The organism is Methylocystis sp. ATCC 49242, from assembly GCF_000188155.2.
Classification (GTDB): domain Bacteria; phylum Pseudomonadota; class Alphaproteobacteria; order Rhizobiales; family Beijerinckiaceae; genus Methylocystis.
In genome coordinates, this window is the sequence record NZ_KE124771.1 from 20766 (window position 1) to 36402 (window position 15637).

At 61.2% G+C, this 15637-nt stretch carries 14 protein-coding genes; 7 read left to right on the top strand and 7 right to left on the bottom strand.

Annotated elements, in window-relative coordinates; all coding sequences use genetic code 11:
* The first annotated feature begins 26 nt into the window (after positions 1-26).
* Positions 27-818, top strand: coding sequence for a hypothetical protein (locus tag MET49242_RS00555; protein ID WP_144259388.1), 792 nt, complete (start codon positions 27-29; stop codon positions 816-818).
* 267 nt (positions 819-1085) lie between these two features.
* On the opposite strand, the gene MET49242_RS00560 is transcribed toward MET49242_RS00555, so the two are convergent.
* Both MET49242_RS00560 and MET49242_RS00565 read right to left on the bottom strand, forming a co-directional pair.
* On the bottom strand, positions 1086-1346 hold the full coding sequence (locus MET49242_RS00560) for a BrnA antitoxin family protein (protein WP_036279432.1): 261 nt from the start codon (positions 1344-1346) through the stop codon (positions 1086-1088).
* A complete protein-coding gene (locus MET49242_RS00565) occupies positions 1312-1620 on the bottom strand; it encodes a BrnT family toxin (protein ID WP_036279434.1) in 309 nt (102 codons plus the stop codon). Before MET49242_RS00565 ends, MET49242_RS00560 begins: the two co-directional genes overlap by 35 nt.
* 291 nt (positions 1621-1911) lie before the next feature.
* Here MET49242_RS00565 and MET49242_RS00570 point away from each other — a divergent pair, with 291 nt between their 5' ends.
* On the top strand, positions 1912-2562 hold the full coding sequence (locus MET49242_RS00570) for an AAA family ATPase (RefSeq protein WP_244430612.1): 651 nt from the start codon (positions 1912-1914) through the stop codon (positions 2560-2562).
* On the top strand, positions 2546-2851 hold the full coding sequence (locus tag MET49242_RS00575) for a ribbon-helix-helix domain-containing protein (protein ID WP_036279437.1): 306 nt from the start codon (positions 2546-2548) through the stop codon (positions 2849-2851). The genes MET49242_RS00570 and MET49242_RS00575 overlap by 17 nt, the downstream gene beginning before the upstream one ends.
* A gap of 146 nt (positions 2852-2997) precedes the next feature.
* On the opposite strand, the gene MET49242_RS00580 is transcribed toward MET49242_RS00575, so the two are convergent.
* Positions 2998-3192: a hypothetical protein gene (locus MET49242_RS00580; RefSeq protein ID WP_036279440.1), complete on the bottom strand. Its 195-nt coding sequence runs from the start codon at positions 3190-3192 to the stop codon at positions 2998-3000.
* Positions 3193-3416: 224 nt separating this feature from the next.
* Positions 3417-4010: a hypothetical protein gene (locus tag MET49242_RS00585; RefSeq protein ID WP_051133884.1), complete on the bottom strand. Its 594-nt coding sequence runs from the start codon at positions 4008-4010 to the stop codon at positions 3417-3419.
* 1920 nt (positions 4011-5930) lie between these two features.
* On the opposite strand from MET49242_RS00585, the gene mobQ reads away from it, so the two are divergent.
* Positions 5931-8093 carry a MobQ family relaxase gene (mobQ, locus tag MET49242_RS23065; protein WP_051133885.1) on the top strand — a complete coding sequence of 721 codons (2163 nt, stop codon included), beginning with the start codon at positions 5931-5933 and terminating at the stop codon, positions 8091-8093.
* A gap of 150 nt (positions 8094-8243) precedes the next feature.
* Here mobQ and MET49242_RS00595 read toward each other — a convergent pair whose 3' ends face one another.
* Positions 8244-8510, bottom strand: coding sequence for a hypothetical protein (locus MET49242_RS00595; RefSeq protein WP_036279447.1), 267 nt, complete (start codon positions 8508-8510; stop codon positions 8244-8246).
* Positions 8511-8980: 470 nt separating this feature from the next.
* Between MET49242_RS00595 and MET49242_RS00600 the strand changes: the two genes are divergently transcribed.
* Positions 8981-12055, top strand: coding sequence for a hypothetical protein (locus MET49242_RS00600; protein ID WP_158497223.1), 3075 nt, complete (start codon positions 8981-8983; stop codon positions 12053-12055).
* A 131-nt stretch (positions 12056-12186) separates the two neighbouring features.
* On the opposite strand, the gene MET49242_RS00605 is transcribed toward MET49242_RS00600, so the two are convergent.
* Complete coding sequence (locus tag MET49242_RS00605; protein WP_036279452.1) at positions 12187-12759, bottom strand: recombinase family protein; 573 nt, start codon at positions 12757-12759, stop codon at positions 12187-12189.
* Between the two features lie 171 nt (positions 12760-12930).
* On the opposite strand from MET49242_RS00605, the gene MET49242_RS00610 reads away from it, so the two are divergent.
* Together MET49242_RS00610 and MET49242_RS00615 are read left to right on the top strand one after the other, a co-directional pair.
* Positions 12931-14391 (top strand): Mu transposase C-terminal domain-containing protein, encoded by a 1461-nt coding sequence (locus tag MET49242_RS00610; RefSeq protein WP_084678796.1) that lies wholly within the window; start codon positions 12931-12933, stop codon positions 14389-14391.
* A 3-nt stretch (positions 14392-14394) separates the two neighbouring features.
* Entirely contained in the window at positions 14395-15222 is an 828-nt protein-coding gene (locus MET49242_RS00615) for an AAA family ATPase (protein WP_036279455.1), read from the top strand.
* A 6-nt stretch (positions 15223-15228) separates the two neighbouring features.
* On the opposite strand, the gene MET49242_RS00620 is transcribed toward MET49242_RS00615, so the two are convergent.
* A complete protein-coding gene (locus tag MET49242_RS00620; protein ID WP_036279457.1) occupies positions 15229-15627 on the bottom strand; it encodes a helix-turn-helix domain-containing protein in 399 nt (132 codons plus the stop codon).
* Positions 15628-15637 lie beyond the last annotated feature (10 nt).

The window sequence follows — 15637 nt, forward strand, 5'->3', positions numbered from 1 at the left end:
TGAGCGATCAAACCGAAGGAGAGGTCATGTCTTTTGACGCCATTTTGTCGAATCAGGGCGCGTTGTTCAGTGATTTTGCCGCCTGCGATTTTCCGGGCCCGCGCGCGAAGTCGCCGCGCAGCGCCAACCGCGCCGCCGCGTGGGAACGAGACCTTGCGCGCAGCGTGTCCTATCTCATGGGCCAATGCCGCAACGACGAGGAGCGCGCCTTCGCCGAGCGGCTCTATGAGGAGGCCGCCGAACGCGGCCCGGATTTCATCAATTACCGCAGCAACAGCGCCTTTCAGGCCGCCCCGAAACTCGGCATCGACCGCAACGCCTATGCGCGCATCTTGAACGCGCTCGAGGCCATCGAGCGGGGCACCTACAGGCGCTGCCGGGCAAAGGGGAAGCAGGGCGTCCCGCGCACCGTGGCGCGCGTGCTGAAAGCTTTGCTCAATCTCGCCCTGCAATATGGCGAAGTGCGCCCCTCGCTCGAAGGCATCGCCAAACTCGCCTGCGTTTGCAAGCAGACGGTCGTAAATTGCCTCAAGGTCTTGCAGCTCTACGGCTTCGTCGTCGTGCATCGGCGCATCAAGCGCATCCGCACGCCGCTCGGCTTCAAGGTCGTGCAGGACACGAACGCCTACACCATCCAGGAGCCACAGGGGCTGGGAGCCATGGCCTTGCGCCTCTTTCAGCAGGCGTCCGAGTCTAGAAAATCATCACCATCATCTAAAGATTCTTCATTCGATAAGAGCAGTCGGCAAAATTCAGCTCAACGCAGCCCAATAGGAGGGGCGTGGGGCGATTTACGAGAGGTATGGGAGACCTTCTAGCCCCTACCCTCCCCTTTCTCACAGGCCAATACAGCCGGTTAGCGTCCCCTTCCGCGAGGGGAGCGGCGGAGCCATGCCCTCGCGTTCCCGACCGCAAGAGTTCCACACGGCGCGACGCGCTCAAGGTCGCTACGCGCCGCTTTATGTGGTGTTCTGAAATTATCGGGCCGAGGGGCGTCAGTTTGCCTGCCTTGCGACAGTTTCGACGGCCTGCGGCCCGTCGAACAAGGTTCAATACCATGATACCATTACACCACTGTAATGGTATCATGGTTTGGCATGCTGCAAGGCTTTCTCTAAAGCCAAGCGGATAAAGCGTTGATAGGGCATGTTTTCCCTTTGCGCCTGTTCCCGCACAGCCGTCAAAAGATCGTCCGGCAAACGCAGATTGACCGACTTGTCCTTGCGCTTCAGTTCGAAGCGGACAGGGACCAGCTTCGACAGGTCGAATTCCGTCACATCGGACTCTGCAACAAAGGCCTCGGCTTCAGCGTCACTTTTTAGTGTGGGGAGCTGTTGCTTTTTCATAATGCGCGACCTCCTTCTTGTGCATGTAGCGGGCGCTTATCGGCCTCAAAAACGTCTCGCCGTCCTTCTGGCGATGCGTGAAGACCACCAAGAGTTTGCGACCGTGCCCGGTTGTGCCAAAGCCTATGAACCGCTCTTCCCGCTCAGAATGTGCGGGATCCGGGCCGACCATGACCGTCCCGAAAAACAGGCTTTCGATTTCGTGGATCGAAACCCCATGCTTCTGGCACTTCTCCCGGTTGCCCTTGTCCCAATCGAACCCCGAAAATTCCATGCGGCCTCAGTTCAATAAAGTAGGCAAATGCCTATACAAATGCCACCATAAACGAAGCCATGCAGCCGGTTACGCAAAAGCGGCGCAATGTTATTGCAAAGATGAAGGTGTGCGCGAAAACTTTGCAATGGTATAATGGTATCCATGCGTCATGGCGCGGCGGCAGGGTTTTTCCGGGTTCTGCCTTGAAATCAAGGGGAATCTTAATCTTGCTTTAATGGTAACATATTAAGCCATTATGCAATGATCCCCTGATGCAATGATGCAATTATACCATTACAATGGTGCGCAATGATGCAAGTCATCTCCTTCGTCACCCAGAAAGGCGGCAGCGGTAAGAGCACAACCGCCGCATCCGTCGCCGTGGCCGCCTTCGAGGAAGGCCGTCGCGTATTCATGCTTGAACTCGACAAACAGGGGACCTTGACCGACTGGACCGAAAGCCGGGCCACCGAAGAAGGCCCGGAATTCGAGCGCATCGACTCGACGATGCTTGAGAAAGCCCTCTCGACCCTGAAAGAGGCGGGCTATCAGTTGGTGGTCATCGACACGCCCGGCGCGGATAACCCCCATATTAACGCCGTGATGCGCGTTTCAGACTTTTGCCTTATCCCGTGCCGTCCGACCGCGACCGACCTCAAAGGCTGCTTGCCGACCGTGCAAAGCCTTATCCGGCTCGACAAGCCGTTTGCCTTCGTTCTCACCCAATGCCCGCCCCGGTCCGGGCGGGTTGACGAGGCGAGGGCAGGTCTCGCTGCTCTAGGCCTCATCGCGGAGCCGCCGATTGTCAGCCGCGCCGATCATCAAGATGCTATGGCCGCGGGCATGGGCGTTACCGAATTCAACGCGAATGGAGCCGCCGCCTTCGAAATCCGTCAACTCTGGAATTGGATTGACCATAAGCTACAGCCCAAGGTGAAAAAGAATGTCAAAGCCGCGTAGGACCGTTTTATCGGGTATCGTCACGCCGCTTGTCCGCGAAGCCGAGCACATCGAGATTCCACAAGTCGTGAATAGTGAAACCGCGCCGCCTTCATCCCGTCGCCGCAGCGCGACGAAGGAGGCGACCATTCAGCAGACGGTCTATTTGCCGCCCGCTGTTCACGACCAGCTGCGCGAGCTCGCTTTTTCTGAACGGGTGAAGATGCACGCCCTCATCATGGAGGGGCTGGACGCGGTGTTTCGCGCGCGAGGCCTCAAGTCGATTGAGGAGCTGACCCCTAAAAGCTGATACCCCTGTAATGGTATCCTTGTGTAATGGCATAAATGAAAGGGCTGGACGGACGCGCCGCCAGCCCCATCACCTTGATGGTCATCGTTCGCAGCTAAAGCGACAAGGATGGGGCGGGGCGAAATCCCACCGGGTCGTCCGTCGCCCTATTGATCGCGCTCGATCGTGTCGAGCCAGGCCTGGAGACGCTGCTTAATCGCGGCTTCGATGTCGGCGAGACGAATGCCGTGATCGGCGAGGGCGAAAACGAGATCAGCGATTTCGCTGTCCCGGGGACCATAGAACGGCCAGTCCATCAGGCCTTCGTAAAAATCGGGATGGGATGGCTTACGGTCTTTCATGAGCCAATCGAACGCCGTCGTCGGAACGGATGCAATAGTAAATCCCGTCGCCGCTGGACCTCGAGGAGGAACTCCTCGTCCTCGACCCTCTCCCCGGCGCTCATTATCCGAGTCTGAAACATGGCGGGATGCAAACCCGGACCTCACGGCGATCGGGCTGCAAAGCGGCGCCGGCAGCCCCAATCCAATCCCAATCGCGATCACCCGCCCTGGATGATGCTGAGTCAGCCGGCCCGTCCCAAGGCAATCGCCGACCCAGTGAATGGCAGCACGATGTCATAGCCAGGCGGCGGCGGTGTGACTGGCGTAGCTGCGGCGGCGCCAAACTGGGTGACGCCGTGGCCGATATGGCGTTCGAGATCATGTCGGGCGCCACCGAACTCGAACGGGCTGCTGGCGACCAGAAGCGCCGAAAACACGTTGGCGCCGATCGCCGGCGCCAGGGTTGCGTCGACAGAAACATCGATCGTCGTGCCCACCACCAGGCTGATGCGACGGAAGGTGGCGATGCATTCACCCTGCGCGAACGAAGCCGGGTCGTCGAAGGAGCCAGCCGGCCGGCGCTGCAGATACAGCGAGAACTCCCCGACCGGGTCGAGGCCGAGCGACAGGGCGCCGTTGTCGACCTCCTGCGCCATGAACGGCTTGGCGGCGAAGGTGAAGTGCGCAGCCCTCTCGCCTGGCCTGCCGTCGAACATCGGCACGCCGGGGAAAGGCAGGTGCAGAAAATATCCGTAATCAGCCTGTGCGCCATCGCTGGCGCGGTAGAAGCGACCGGCGGCGTACCAGGCGAGTTCGGCGGGGAGCAGCGCGACCATAGGGCCACCCTTCGTTGGAGTGATAGATTATCCGCCAGTGAGGGAGCGCCGAGAGAAGGCCACTGTCCGCGCGGCGTCCCGACCCTCGGGTACTCGAACTTTTTCATCCACGCGGCCGGAACTGCGTGAAGCTCCAACCGAGATATTTTCACCGTCAGGCGCAGCTTTTCAGGCCGATAGAAAATCGGCCCGGAGATCGCATTGCTGCGACCGACTTCGGTGCGACCTCCTCGATAGGAGGCCGCTAACCCCACATCCAATTGATCGGGCGACCGTTGATCCTATCGAGGGCCAATTCCGACATCGACTCCTTCGATAATTCCCTCAACGCAGGCGCAAAGAACCCGACGACACCCGTACCGCATTCACGAGCTCATTCGAGACATCCAGCGAGCGCTCATCCGGTATCTTATCGGCCACCAAAATCCTCGTGCAACAATGACCCTCACAATGTTCGAAAAGCACTCAACTTAACATCTGATCTCCGAGCTATTTCAAACCTTCCCACATGCGGGAAGCGCACTGAAGACCCCAACCTCGATTGTTCGACCGTCGCACGCACAAAGAAGGCGCTTTGGGACGGGGCAATCCGGGCAGGCATCTTCACCCATACGTCAGCCAAAAAATCTGCCGACCACGCTCAGTTTCCGCACCACACCGACAGGGTGGGCGGCGCCATCTGTCGTATCCCTCCGATCCGGATCGTTCACCACCGGCCATCGCATTTCATACCGACGAGAAAACAGCGTGAGGATCAGAACCCATCCCCGTCGCTGCACACGATGTTTCACCGTCGCGCCCACCAACCGTCCACCACATCCGGAGGCGCTCCCCATCGAGCCTGCTGACGAACTCCGACGCTAATCACTCGCCCATACCAGGACAGAAGCGGCGATCCGTGACCGACGAGATTCTGCCCCGCGATCGACTCGGAACTCGACACGAAAGTGAATCCGAAACCTCCTGCAACAACGACGGTCTCCGGAGGCCACCAGGTTCCCCATCTCCGGGTATTCGAGTCTCAGCACATTCCGGCCGGAAGCGCCCATCAAAAAAAACAGTCGACACCAATCGGTTTCCGTAACGCCATCGACGTGGTTGCCCGCACCATCCATACCGACGAAAAAACAGTCCGAGGATCGGAACTCACCCCCGATCCGGCACACGATGTTTCACCGTCACGCCCACCAACCGTCCACCACATCCGGAGGCGCGTTCCCCACCGAGCTTGCTGACGAACTCCAGCGGCAATCACTCGCCCATATCGCATCCTTCCCATCCGGATTTTTCACCGCTGGCTGCACATCTCTGACCGACGAAAAAACAGCCCGGTCATCAGAACCCGCCGCGGACCCGGCAGATGTAATTTCACCATCGCGCCCGCAAACCGTTCACCACATCCGCACGCATTCCGATCCTGCTCGGCGGCAAACTCCAACACCAGTCATTCCCCCATATCAGAGCAGAGGCGTGAACCGGGCGAACAACAACCGCATCAAACCGCCGAACGAGATATCCGGCCATCCGGATATCACTGGCCTCATCTGCGCAGATCCTTCGCGAGAAATTTTCCGCGCACGAGTCAGCGCACGCCCACATGCGCCGAACATGGCGGAACGGTGGCAAAGTTTCGAGTGAGAGGGCGCAAACATGTGCTCCAACATCGGTCAGCATGCGTCCTTTATGGCTTTTTGACGGCATTTGGCGGATCGGGCACGAGTCTCCTCGGCATAAGTGGTTGAGGACGTGACGTTGACGGGATTGGCGAACCTGTGAGAGGTTGAAACGAATAGCGCACTTTAGCAATCCCTCCGGGATTGCGTGCGCAGAGAACAAGACCCGCGACTTCTAAAGCGGCGACAGGGGCGAGGAACGGCGTCAAAAGGCGCGCGAAGAGCATGAGGATCGAAGCGAGAAACGATGGCGATTCCGCACCTGACCGTTAAATGCCTGTCGCGCACCAAAAACTACAGCGCAACGGCGGCGGCGGCGTATCGAGCCGGGACGCGGATCGTGTGCGCGCGGGGCGCCGTGACGCACGACTACACGCGCAAGCGTGGCGTGGCTTACACAGAGATCATCGTACCGCCGGCGGCGGCCTGGGCGCGTGACCGATCCGTACTGTGGAACGCCGCCGAGGAAGCTGAAAATCGGAAGAACTCGGTCATCGCGCGCGAGTACGAGCTGGCCTTGCCGCACGAGCTGTCTGCGCAGGGGAGGGTGGCCCTGGCGCGAGAATTTGCGGAGCATGTGAGCGGGCGTTTTGGCGTGGCGGCGGATGTGGCGATTCATGCACCGCACCGGCGCGGCGACGCGCGCAATTGGCATGCTCACATACTGACCACGACCCGGGTCGTCGTGAGCGGCGGGCTCGGCGCCAAAACCCGGGTTTTGGACGACAAGACGACCAGCAGCCGCGAGGTCATGGCGCTGCGGCTGGCGTGGGAGCGGATGGTCAACGAGGCGCTGGAACGGGAGCAGCTGGCGGCGCGGATCAGCATGCGGTCACTGCAGGCGCAGCGGCGGGAGGCGGAGGCGCGCGCGGCGGCGCACAGGCGACAGGGCGAGGCCGACCGGGCGCGTCTGGCGGAGGCCGAGGCGATAGCGCTCGACCGGCCGCGGGAGTCGCATGTCGGGGTGGCGGCGATGGCGATCGAGCGACGCGCGCAGCAGGAGGCGGCGCAGGCTGGCGTCGCCTACACGCCGGCGACGCGATTTGGCGCTCTGCGGGAAATTGTTCGCGGCCGCCGCGCGGCGGCGGAAGAGGCGGCGCGTCGGCATGTGGCGGCGCAGAAGGAGCCCGTCGTTTCGGCTGATCCTGAGGCGGTGTTTGAGAGGACAATGGACGGCGGGCGCGACGTGACGCGGGTGGAAATTTTGCCCGTCGCCGATGCCGAAGCACGACGCGAGAGCGTCGTGGATGACGCGAAGAATGTCCTCTCCGAGGGCGCGCCGGCAGCGCATCCGGAGGGTGAGCAGGAGGCGATCCACGAGCGGCCGGTGGCGTCCCTGACGCGCGCCGAGCGGGTTGTTCGGGCGGCTAACATTCGGTCGCGAAAAGACGAGCTGGAAAATACCTGGCGGAGGCAGCGCAGTCTGGTACCGGAGTGGTTTTTTGAGCAGCATGGAGACCTCGCCGCTGCGCAGCAGCGCGTAAGACTGGCGCGCGAAAAGCTGGCCGAGCGCGACCGACGGCTCGATGCGCTGCGTGCGATGGTTTTGGAGTTCATCGCGAAGCTTCGTGGGGAGAGTTCGGGCGAAGAGTCGGGTTCAGACGCCGCGCCGGCGGCGGTTCTGGAGTTCGCCTATGTCACTGGTAAGGACGGCGCACGGCAGCGACCATCGTTCACCGTGGACGATCTCTGGAAGGCGCTCGTTGCGATTGTCGGTGAACTGAAAGCGGCGTTGACCGGGTGGAGGCTGGTGGCGAACTGGCGGGCGGGGAAAGAGATCGACGCGCGTCTGAGAGCACTGGAGCCGGAGGCGGTAAAAGCCGGCGAGGAGCAGCAGGAGATCTGGGGCGACGCGGCACTGGCGAACGCGGCCGAAAATCTCGCGACGGCGGATCAGGCGGTTTTGACAGCGCGTTCCTGCGCGCGGCGGGAATGGGCGAAGAGCGTCGCCGAACCGGACGAGTTGGCATGGCTGCGCGACCTGCCTGCGGACGAGATCGAAGAGGCGGAGGCGCTGGTAAAGAAGCAGCGCGCCGCTGAGGCGGAGGAAAGGGAGCTCGCCGAGCGCCGCGAGAAGGCGGCGACGACGCTCAAGGAGTTGCGCGCCGAGGCCGACCGGGCGCGCGAGGCGTTCGAGGGGTGGCTCGGCGGCGCCAGCTATCGCGGCCTTCGCAACGCCCGTCATGTCTCGCAGGAGGATCGCGCGCGGCTGGACGAACTCGTGGAGGAAGCGCGGCGTCAACTGCGGGCGTTGAGGACGCAGCCGGTCGACCGGAAAACTGACGCCATCCAGATTCTCGAGGCCGAGCAGTCGGCGATGGCGGCGTTCAGGGAGGCCCGGAGCGCAGCCTACGCCATGGCGGCCGGGCTGATGCGCGACGAAGGGCCGGGCGTCGATTTCGGGTTCTGATCAGGCCAGGGGCTGCGGGCCCGCCGCCGCTCTATTCGCCGGACAGCGGTTTGGCGGGGCGACCGCGATGCTGCCCGTAGGGATCGACGCGGCCAGCGGGGCGACAGGACGGCGGCGGTGAGGATGCTGTGAGGCCCGGGACAGACCGCCTCAGGACGCCCTGTTTCGATCGCGCCGGATGTAATCGAGCGCCTCTGTGGCGTCGATCAGTCCACGGACGCCGAGAAGACCGAGAAGCCTGACGAATGGCGCCATCTCATTGCCGGAGCCCTGCATGATCGCGAACACGGCTACGGCGTTATCGTCCGACATGGCGCGAATATACGGGGCGAGCATCGCCGCGTTGCCGCTTGCAAGATAGTGGTCGAGGAGGTCGATCGCCTCCGTATGGCTGGCGATCTGAGGCTGTGACGACATTGTCTCTCCGGCAGCGAAGCTGCAGCGACCATCATTGTAACCAAAGGCAGGCCGGGAAGCGATCATCATGGTCGCCATGGCGGACCTGCGACCAGTGTTCCGGCTTCGCTTGGGCGCCACGATCTTTCCAGTTGGTGAAGGCGAGCGCATCGCGTGCTGTCTCGCGTCGGGAATCCTGGCCCAGGACGGGGACAAACCACATCCGAATCGGAAACGGCGGAAATCCGCCGCTCATTCCTTACGAAAGGGTTAGGCCACGCCGTCGCGGACGCCTCAAGGCAACCCCTCCGGGGCGCTTCGCGGCCTTGACCCGCCCGCGCCAGCGCGGCGGAGGGCTTACCGCGCCAATGCCCAAGTCTGGGCTTTGGCACATCTTTTCACGCGGGATACGCACAATCCGCCACTGCGGAATGGTGGAGAACGGAAAAAGAACAGTTGTCCGCCGTTTATCAAGGCAGTATGCCGAAACGATGACCACAAAAGACAAGCTTCCTGAGTATTTCGACATCGGCTTGGTAGTGCCACTTGAGGAGGAACTGCTTCAAGTCATAGACCAGTTCCCGAGCGTGGACGATCGGAGCACCGACACGGTCTTCTGCCATGCCGTCAACAGCGGGAAGCCCAACATCCGCATGATCGTGGTGCAGCAGCAAGGCATGGGGAGGACGCACGCGATGAACGCGGCGAACTTCCTTCTAGAGCGCTATGACATCGGTTTGATGATGTGCCTCGGCATCGCGGGCAGCCTGAGCGACGATATGCGCCTTGGCAGTGTCTGCTACAGCGGGAAGATCGCTGACGTCCTCGATAACAACAAAATAACCGATCTTGACGACGACAGTTCGGACACAGAGTTCTCGCCCACGCACTACGATACGCCGGACAAGTTTACTCATGCCTTCGGCTACATGCGCACGCAGCCCCATCTGCGTCCAATTTACCTGCAGTGGCAGGAACAGCGGAAGTCAGTCGCCGAGAAACTGGTCGCCGACGAGGTGCCCGCTCCCGGTGGCAAGACTGAACGGATCGCCGAACCGAAGACGCAGAATGGCGTGATCGTGTGCGGGATGGTGAGCAAGAGCGAGACCTACAACAAGAAACTCCGGGCAGTTGACCGTGCTCTTCTCGCTATCGAAACCGAGTCCGGAGGCGTGTTCTCGCAGGCCAGATACCACGGCGAACGTCCGGCGATGACGGTCCGCGGCATCTCCGACTACGCAGACAAGGGCAAGAAAAAGCTTGAGTACGCCAGCAAGGGCGGCGTTCGCACCCTTGCGGCGGCGAACGCCGCCAGCTTCCTGCATCTCCAGATCACCAGAAACCCTTACTTCGAGAAGGCGTTGCAGGAGCGTCGGAGCGGTAACCAAGAGACGCTCCTGCTGACAGCCAGCCCGGTCGAGAAGGATCTGATCACTGAAAGCATAGAGTTGGTGACCAAGGAAATCGACGAGGCTCTCCGCAAGCTGTCGCCGGAGTACAAGCTGCAGCATAAGGGTTACAGACTCCCGATGCCGCGCGTCCGGCGTTCTGCCGAGGACGCTCTGGTCCAAAGAGATGACACACCAGTTGACGTTCGCGACGTTCTCAAAACCCGTGACCGGATTGTGCTCAGCATTCCCCGCACCTATCCGGACCAGAGTCTGCCGTGGGTCATCGCGAGCGATCTGCTGACAACCGAACTCGATGATCGGCAGACTATGCCCGTCGTCATCGATGGCGAAAACATCCGCGGCAAAAAGACTACCTTCGCGGAGATCGTCTCGCCCGACCTCGCCCAGATTAATGACCACGCGGGTGCGCGCCTGGTCTTCATCATCGAGAACATGCCGTTCACCTCGAAGCATCGAGTTGAGGCGATCCTGGACGAGGTGGAAAAATATCATGACGCGAAATGCATCTTCATCGTCCAAGGCGATGACGCTCTGATCGGGGAGTCGAACTTCGCTAGTAGGTCGGCCGCCGTGCATTACGACAGCTGCGAAATCTCATTTCTCGAGATCGCCCACTTCATTGAGAAAAATTTCGGGATGAGTGGCGATGAGTCCGAGGTCATCGCCAAGAGGCTGCGGGATACATTCTATGAATTCAGCCTGGATGCCCACCCAACCTACTTTGCGGGCATCCCGCGCGAAACCCTCTCGGCTTTGCTCCAAGCCAACCGGCGTTCAGAACTCATCCAGCTTGCGGTCGATGGCTTTCTCACGTTCATCGTTGCGGGTGACAAGGCCGATGTGGCTTTGGGCAAAAAGGCCCGCTCCCGCTTTTTGCGGAACCTCACCGTCGAGATGATGCTTGAAAAGCGCTCGTTCGACCAAGCCGAGCTCATCGCCTTCACCAAGGTGTTCGCCGATCGTCATGACTTCGACATCGACCCCTTGGCGTTCATCAACGGGTTCGTCGATCAGGGTATCATGCACTTTGAATCCGGGAAGGCGCGAATCTCCCTGCCGTTCATCGAGTCGTACCTACTCGCGGCCGAGCTCGCGGCGAAGCCTGAGCTGGCCAAGCGCTACTTCGTCATCGACCAAGATTTCGATTTCGCAACGTTCGATCTGTACGCAGAAATTGGAGCGGCACCCGACATAATAATCCGCATTAAGGACGCCTTGGAGGCGTCAATTGCGGAACTGAGGGCGAAGAACCCCGGAGAGAACATTCTCCTCGGCGAATGTATTTTCCCGGCCACCGTCCGACGCCAGGAATCCACCAACCGCCTCAAGCAGCGTCTCCAGGACGCAACCAGGGCCGTGCGCGATGGCGCGCGCAATGCGGTCGAGAAGCAGAAGGTTCTGGACCAGTCCGATCGAATTCGCGAAGCGGTCGGCCGGCAGCGCGGAGCCCAGATGGGCGAAGAGGACGAGGCCTGGACGAAGAAGTTTGAGCCCCTCGAACAGGCCTGGCTCTCCTGGACCGTTGCCACAGTCCTTCTTGGGGCCGGTGCCGAACATCTAGAAGCCGACGACAAACGCTGCCTGAGCACATTCCTGGTCACAGGCGCGGCGGCGGTGATCGATGAATGGTGCCGTCTACAGCTTGAGATCGACTTCGAGGCAATGAAGCGGGCTCTCACAGCCGATGAGGCCCTTGCGAATATGCCTGGGCCCGGCGAGCTCGAAGAAAAGCGTCAGTTCGTCAGCGATGTTGTCGACATCATCGAATATACCTCGATGGCCGTGCCGGTGCAGCGCGTGATGCACTTTCTGTCGGAGCAGGCGCGACACCGCGTCCTATCGCCGAGCGTCGACAAGGCGGAGGTTGAGGGGGTCCTTGAGCAGGTCCTCCGCAGCACCTGGCTGATCGACATTGATCCGGAAAAGGGTCGCAAGCCGCTGCGGGAGGCCATAAAGAAACTACCCAGCGCCACTTTCTTCCGTGTCATAATGGTCGGCCACTATATGACTCGTGTCTACTGGTCCCATTGGAAGAAGAAAGACAGGCTCACGCTGCTCGATGCCGCTGAGGAGATTCTGCAGCAGCTTGAGATCGATATCGACAAGGCCAAGATAAAGCGGCTGATTGAGGAAGACGAGAAGAAGGTCACCTGACAGTAACCAACCTTGTTGGCAATCTCTTCGGAGCTCGTTGACGCGCTTTTTGCAAAAATTAAGACTTTCGAAGAATTTCCTTGATCGTTGCCGTGTGACTTTTATCGATAAGTGGCGGTGTTTTTTGATCGCTATTTGGCGCGACCGAGGGTGCGGTAGACGGTCGGGCGGGAGATGGAAAACACCTCGGCCAAGTCGCTGATGGAGTAGTCGCCGGTATCGTGCATGCGGCGCAGCTCGTTTTGCTGCTTGTCGGAGAGCTTCGGCTGCTTGCCGCGCAATTTCCCTTTGGCGCGGGCGACCGCCATGCCCTCGCGGGTGCGCATCCGAATAAGATCGGCCTCGAACTCTGCGAAGGTGGCGAGGATGTTGAAGAACATTTTGCCCATGGGGTCGGCAGGGTCATAGACGCTCGCCCCTAGAGCGAGCCTGACGCCCCGCTTGGCCAGATCGTCGGCGATCGCGCGCGCGTCCGGGACGGAGCGCGCCAGCCGGTCCAGTTTCGGCACGACGAGCGTGTCTCCGGAGCGGACGGCGGCAAGCGCCTGGTCGAGTCCGGGCCGCGCGCGGTTGGTCCCTGTCAGACCATGGTCGGTGTAGATGCGCTCCGGGCGGACGCCGAGCTTTTCCAGTGCCGCCCTTTGGGCGGCGAGGTCCTGCTTGTCGGTCGAGCAGCGGGCATAGCCGATTGTGATGGTCGTCATGGCGAAAACGTACGATTAAGGTACCGCTCTTGAGAGAATCATCGTACCATCTCATTGAGACGAGTGCAGCCCCGGATTTGAGGGGGTGCGCCGTCGAGGCCAGACTGTCCGTTGAACGATCCTCTTACGGACAGAATCTTGACCAATCCGCCCGCGTGAAAGGACGAAGCGATGAGCGAGTCCACGCCCCCGCCATCCCTCGCTTGCCTGTCGGAACAGCAGCGCAAGGACGCCATGGGGCGGCTTGCGATCCTGCGGCCTCATCTTGAGCAACAGGTTTCGCTCGCCCGCGCCGCCCGACAAGCTGGCGTCGCCGCGCGCACGGCACAACGCTGGCTCATGCGCTATCGCGCCGATGGCCTCGCCGGTCTTGTCCGGCCCGTGCGCCGCGACGCCGGAACCCGTAAGCTGTCCGCTGATTTCGTCGCGCTGGTTGAAGGGCTGGCCTTGCGCAAGCCGCGCCCTTCGGTCGTGGCAATACACCGCGAGGCCGTGAAGATTGCGAAGGAACGCAACGCCAAAGCGCCGTCCTACGCGACCGTTCACGCCATTGTTCGCGGTCTCGATCCGGCGCTGACGACACTGGCGCATGAAGGCGCTGCGGCCTTTCGCAATCGCTATGAACTCATTCACCGGCACCGTGCCGAAACGCCAAACGCGCTTTGGCAAGCGGATCATACCTTGCTCGACATTTTGGTCGTCGATGCGAACGGCAAACCCGCGCGGCCTTGGCTCACCGTCGTTCTCGACGATCATTCCCGCGCGGTCGCCGGATATATGGTCTTTCTCGGCGCGCCGTCCGCGCTGCATACGTCGCTGGCGCTGCGGCAAGCCATTTGGCGCAAGGCGAACCCGGCATGGCCGGTTTGCGGTATTCCCGACGTTCTTTATGTCGATCACGGCAGCGACTTCACGAGCATCCACCTCGAACAGGTCGCGGCGGCGCTTCGGATCGAACTCATTCATTCGACCGTGGGCAGGCCGCAGGGACGCGGCAAAATCGAGCGCTTCTTCGGCACCATCAATACGGAGCTTTTGCCACAACTGGCCGGACGGCTGATCGAAGGAAAACCCGTAAGCGCGCCCGCGCTGTCGCTTTCCGAACTCGACGCGGCGATCGGCGCTTTCATCGTCGGCGTCTATCACGCCCGCCCGCATAGCCAGACAGAGCAAGCGCCGCATGCGGCATGGCTTGGCGCGGGCTGGTTGCCGCGCATGCCCGAGAGTCTAGACGACCTCGACCTGCTTTTACTGACGGTCGCCAAGGCGCGCACCGTGCGCCGTGATGGCATAAGCTTTCAGGGGCTGCGCTACCTCGACACGACATTGGCGGCCTATGTCGGGGAAGCCGTCACCATCCGCTACGATCCCCGCGACCTCTCGGAAATCCGCGTCTTTCACCAAAATCGCTTCCTATGCCGCGCGGTCAGTCCCGAGCATGCCGGGCGCACCGTGACGCTCAAAGACATTGAGACTGCGCGCACCGCCTATCGCCGTTCCTTGCGCACGCAAATCCGCGAGCGCGTCGCGCGCGTGACGGATTTTCTGCCAGCCGTCGAAGCCGCGCCAGCGCCACTACCCGCCGCCCCCGCGAAAAAACCAAAGCTGCGAACCTATGCCGATAGCGATTGAACCATGGAGCACAACGGCCGTCTTTTAGGAACATTCATCGCCACCAAAGAGCATCGCCGCTTTGTGGAGTTTGCGAACGCCGTCCGGAAACATCGCTACATCGGCCTCTGCTACGGTCCGGCGGGCGTGGGTAAAACCCTGTCGGCGCGGCGTTACGCGCACTGGGATTTGATCGAGCCATTCATTGAACAGGGTGCGCGGGAGCATCCTGAACGCGCGGAAATCTGCGCGACCTTGGCGCGTTCGCGCGCCGTCTTCCATACGCCGACCGTGCTTGGAACCTTGCGCGACCTGCGCGAAACTCTGGATACGCGCATGTTCCACGTCAACACCTGCATCGACGGGCATTTGCACCAGGACGAAACCGGCTTCCAAGTGATCGATCTTGGCGCACGCCATATCGAGATGCTGATTTTCGACGAGGCCGAGCGCCTGTCGGTGACGGCGATCGAATTCATCCGCGACATATACGACCGCACCGGCGTCGGCGTCATTCTCATCGGCATGCCCGGCATGGAAAAGCGGCTGGAGCGCTACCCGCAGTTCTACAGCCGCGTCGGGTTCGCGCACCATTACCGGCCCCTCACCGGCGACGAGCTTTCCTTCGTGCTTACCCGCCACTGGCGCGCGCTTGGCGTCGATCTCGACGGCGCGGATTTCACAGACGCCCAAGCCGTAGCTTCGATTGCCCGCATCACCGGCGGCAATTTTCGGCTCCTGCATCGCCTGTTCACGCAAATCGAGCGCATCATGAAAATCAACGAACTCACCGTCATCACCGACGATGTGGTCGAAGCCGCCCGCAGCACCCTCGTCGTCGGACTCGCCTGAGCCGCACTACGGGGACGCCAGCATATCGAGCACCGGACATGAAGGAGCGGCGTCGCCGGAACAGCGGGCGACAGTCTCAACCAGAATACATTCGAGCTTGGCGAGATCAACGAGCTTCGCCCGCACCTCGTCAAGGTGCGTTCGCGCGATCTCTCTCACCTCGGCGCACGACGCACGAGACGGCTCGGCGAGAGCCAAGAGCGCGCGGATTTGCTCGATGCTGAATCCAAGCTCGCGGGCGCGACGGATAAAGGATAGTCTTCGGACGTGCGGCTGTTCGTAAGCTCGATGTCCGCTCGCTGTCCGTCCGGGCGGCGACATTAAACCAATGCGCTCGTAATAGCGCACGGTCTCTAAATTGACGCCCGCCGCCGCCGCCAGTCGCCCAATCGTCAAAGGCTGCATGGATTTTTCC

What these genes read in the sequence shown, in the direction of transcription:
- MET49242_RS00555 (WP_144259388.1), top strand. Translation starts at nt 27, where the DNA reads ATGTCTTTTGACGCCATTTTGTCGAATCAGGGCGCGTTGTTCAGTGAT.
- MET49242_RS00560 (WP_036279432.1), bottom strand. Translation starts at nt 1,346, where the DNA reads ATGAAAAAGCAACAGCTCCCCACACTAAAAAGTGACGCTGAAGCCGAG.
- MET49242_RS00565 (WP_036279434.1), bottom strand. Translation starts at nt 1,620, where the DNA reads ATGGAATTTTCGGGGTTCGATTGGGACAAGGGCAACCGGGAGAAGTGC.
- MET49242_RS00570 (WP_244430612.1), top strand. Translation starts at nt 1,912, where the DNA reads ATGATGCAAGTCATCTCCTTCGTCACCCAGAAAGGCGGCAGCGGTAAG.
- MET49242_RS00575 (WP_036279437.1), top strand. Translation starts at nt 2,546, where the DNA reads ATGTCAAAGCCGCGTAGGACCGTTTTATCGGGTATCGTCACGCCGCTT.
- MET49242_RS00580 (WP_036279440.1), bottom strand. Translation starts at nt 3,192, where the DNA reads ATGAAAGACCGTAAGCCATCCCATCCCGATTTTTACGAAGGCCTGATG.
- MET49242_RS00585 (WP_051133884.1), bottom strand. Translation starts at nt 4,010, where the DNA reads ATGGTCGCGCTGCTCCCCGCCGAACTCGCCTGGTACGCCGCCGGTCGC.
- mobQ (WP_051133885.1), top strand. Translation starts at nt 5,931, where the DNA reads ATGGCGATTCCGCACCTGACCGTTAAATGCCTGTCGCGCACCAAAAAC.
- MET49242_RS00595 (WP_036279447.1), bottom strand. Translation starts at nt 8,510, where the DNA reads ATGTCGTCACAGCCTCAGATCGCCAGCCATACGGAGGCGATCGACCTC.
- MET49242_RS00600 (WP_158497223.1), top strand. Translation starts at nt 8,981, where the DNA reads ATGACCACAAAAGACAAGCTTCCTGAGTATTTCGACATCGGCTTGGTA.
- MET49242_RS00605 (WP_036279452.1), bottom strand. Translation starts at nt 12,759, where the DNA reads ATGACGACCATCACAATCGGCTATGCCCGCTGCTCGACCGACAAGCAG.
- MET49242_RS00610 (WP_084678796.1), top strand. Translation starts at nt 12,931, where the DNA reads ATGAGCGAGTCCACGCCCCCGCCATCCCTCGCTTGCCTGTCGGAACAG.
- MET49242_RS00615 (WP_036279455.1), top strand. Translation starts at nt 14,395, where the DNA reads ATGGAGCACAACGGCCGTCTTTTAGGAACATTCATCGCCACCAAAGAG.
- MET49242_RS00620 (WP_036279457.1), bottom strand. Translation starts at nt 15,627, where the DNA reads ATGCAGCCTTTGACGATTGGGCGACTGGCGGCGGCGGCGGGCGTCAAT.